At 69.4% G+C, this 532-nt stretch carries 1 protein-coding gene; it reads right to left on the bottom strand.

The genetic code is table 11. The features are described 5' to 3' along the window. A partial coding sequence (locus tag KDM41_18935; GenBank protein ID MCB1185501.1) for an FAD-binding oxidoreductase occupies positions 1-201 on the bottom strand: 201 nt, incomplete at its 3' end. Positions 202-532 lie beyond the last annotated feature (331 nt).

The following is a 532-nucleotide window of genomic DNA, read 5'->3' as shown; positions in this document are numbered from 1 at the left end:
GCGGGCCCAGTCCGCCAGCTGCGGTGGGGACTCGGGGAGTCGGAGGATGGCCGCGTTGTGGCCTGAGGCTTCGAGCCCCGGTGCCGCGCGACGCTCGAGGACGATGATGTCCGAGATGCCTTCCCGAAGGAGATGCCACGCTGTCGAGGCCCCGGCCAAGCCGGCTCCCAGGATCACGACATCGGCCCGTTCGGGCAGCACGCCGACCTTCTAGCCCGACGAAGCGGCACGTGCGCGTCTTGCGCGGGGTGGGTGGATGGGCGGTGGCTTGCTGTACCGAGCCCGGTGAGATCTCCACTTCACGCGGCGGCGCGCACCGCGATGAGGTGGTCCGCCCGAGCGTGAAGGGAAGATCTCACCCGGCTCGTGCCTTGGGGTGTGGACGAGGCTCGCAGATCGGGATTCCCGTGGCTCGCGTACGGAGCCCGGGATTTCTTCAACGAATCGCCGATCATCTCCGGAAGTGCGCGCGCGCCCCGGGGCGATTCGTCGAAGAATTCCCCGGCTCCTCCCCTGGGGTGCGTAGCACCCC

This window comes from bacterium (genome assembly GCA_020440705.1).
Classification (GTDB): Bacteria; Krumholzibacteriota; Krumholzibacteriia; order LZORAL124-64-63; family LZORAL124-64-63; genus JAGRNP01.
This window is presented reverse-complemented; position numbering and strand designations above follow the sequence as displayed.